The 1,881-nt window shown below is 69.3% G+C and carries 4 protein-coding genes; all 4 read left to right on the top strand.

Annotation, left to right across the window (positions count from 1 at the left end; all coding sequences use genetic code 11):
- Positions 1 to 85: 85 nt before the first annotated feature.
- The gene (locus VLF38_RS14145) at positions 86 to 244 is read left to right on the top strand and encodes a hypothetical protein (protein ID WP_325271883.1); all 159 of its coding nucleotides are present in this window, start codon (positions 86 to 88) and stop codon (positions 242 to 244) included.
- Positions 241 to 810, top strand: a complete 570-nt coding sequence (locus tag VLF38_RS14150) for a hypothetical protein (RefSeq protein WP_325271884.1) — start codon at positions 241 to 243, stop codon at positions 808 to 810. Before VLF38_RS14145 ends, VLF38_RS14150 begins: the two co-directional genes overlap by 4 nt.
- A gap of 1 nt (position 811) precedes the next feature.
- Entirely contained in the window at positions 812 to 1,081 is a 270-nt protein-coding gene (locus tag VLF38_RS14155) for a hypothetical protein (protein ID WP_325271885.1), read from the top strand.
- 4 nt (positions 1,082 to 1,085) lie between these two features.
- Positions 1,086 to 1,881: phage tail tape measure protein (locus VLF38_RS14160; protein ID WP_325271886.1), on the top strand; the 796-nt coding region annotated here is incomplete at its 3' end.

The raw sequence follows: 1,881 nt of genomic DNA on the forward strand, positions 1-1,881 counted from the left end.
CCGGCCGCGTCCGCCACTCGCGGCTCGGCCCCCGGTCCCTGCTAGTCGACATCGAATCGCTGCGGAACGTCATCGGGAGGAACAAGTGAGCGTCGATCAAGCCATCAAGGCCCGCATGGCCAAGGAGCTCGAGGAGCGGCAGGCCAAGGCTGCAGCCCTCCGGACGGAGCGCGAGGCCCGCGGGCCCGAGTCGCTGGAGGCAGCCATCGCCCGCCGCTATGGAGCCGACAAGGAGCAGGCATGAGCAACGTGTACGACGCACAGAACGAGGCCGAAGAGGCGGAGGCGCTGCTGGAGGCACTGGAGGAGCGTGTTCGCGAGGGCGACGAGTCGGTGTCGCCCGATGAGATCGCGACAGCTGAGCGTCTCGGTCGGTTCGCACGGCTGCGGGTGGAGGCTGCGAGGCGGAAGGCTGCGGCCGCGAAGGTCGAGGCGGTCGAACGCGAGTGCGTTGCCGCTGGCGACGCCGCTCTCGCGTTCGTGGGCTCGCTCCGCGACCTGTCCGTCCTCCAGCAGGAGGCGGCTGCGGCGTTCGCGAAGTACAAGGCCGCCTGCGACGAGCAGGCTGGTCGTGCCCGCCTGGTCGGCAACCGGGTAGAAGCGGCGCTCGCGGAGGCCGGCCGGCATGGGTTGCAGTCGGACTGGATCGAGACACCGCGCGGGAAGCTCCGAGGCGATGCCACCGTACTGCTCACGTACGTCGACGGTATTCGCCTGGAGCACCGTCGCAAGAGCCCGCTCGAGATTGTTCGAGACGCAGTTGCCTCGACCGATCTGCAGGTCACGGGCGTGAACGGGCCGGTGGCCTGACGTGGCGTCGACCAGGGCTATCGCTGCTCGACTCGTCGCGACCGCGACAACGTCGTACGCCAAGGGCGGCACCGCGCCACTTCGGATGGAGGCCCTCAGCGCGGTCAACGAGGCAGGACGTGGCGGCACTGTCGCCCTCGTCGCTCAGCTCGCGTGGATCGCCGGCCAGGTGCTCGCCAGCCTCGAGCCCGCTGCACGGGATGAGGTCCTCGCACAGTTCGATGACCCTGCCGGCGAGATCCGCCGCCGACTGAAGCCGGAGCAGGAGTAGCAGCATGTCCCTCGACCTCGGCGCCCTTGTCGCCTACATCGACGTGGACATGTCCGCTTTCGAAGCTGGACTCGATCGGGCAGCCGACCTGCTGACGGGGTTCGGCCCGAAGGGTGCTGCGCTCGCGGCCACGGCTGGTGTCGCGGTTGCGGGCGCGCTCGGGTCGTCTCTGGTGGAGAACATCTCGGTTGACGCCGCGAACGACAAGCTCGCCGCGCAGCTCGGCCTCACCGAGGGTGAGTCGGCACGGGTCGGCAAGGTCGCAGGCGACCTCTACGCGAACGCCTACGGTGACTCCCTCGCAGACGTCAACGAAGCCCTCCGCTCCGTCATGCAGAACGTCTCTGGGATGGCCGACGCCTCGTCCGCAGACCTCCAGCAGGTCACGGGCCTGGTCATCGACCTCGGCACCGCCTTCGACCAGGACGTCGGGGCGACCTCTCGCGCCGTCGGCAAGATGCTCAAGACTGGGCTCGCGAAGGACGCAGAGGAAGCGCTCGACGTCCTCACCCGCGGCTTCCAGACCGGAGGCGACGAGGCGGGCGACCTCCTTGACACCTTCAGCGAGTACTCCACCAAGTTCCGGGACCTCGGCATCAGCGGCCAGCAGGCCATGGGCCTCATCTCTCAGGGGCTCGCCGGCGGCGCCAGGGACGCGGACACCGTCGCGGACGCCCTCAAGGAGATCTCGATCAAGGCCATCGAGGGATCCGACCAGGCCGCGGCCGCGTTCGAGATGCTGGGCCTCGATGCCTCCCAGCTCGGCCCGCAGTTCGCTGCCGGCGGCGAGTCTGCAGCGA

Origin of the sequence: Nocardioides sp. (genome assembly GCF_035481145.1) — a bacterium.
Classification (GTDB): domain Bacteria; phylum Actinomycetota; class Actinomycetes; order Propionibacteriales; family Nocardioidaceae; genus Nocardioides.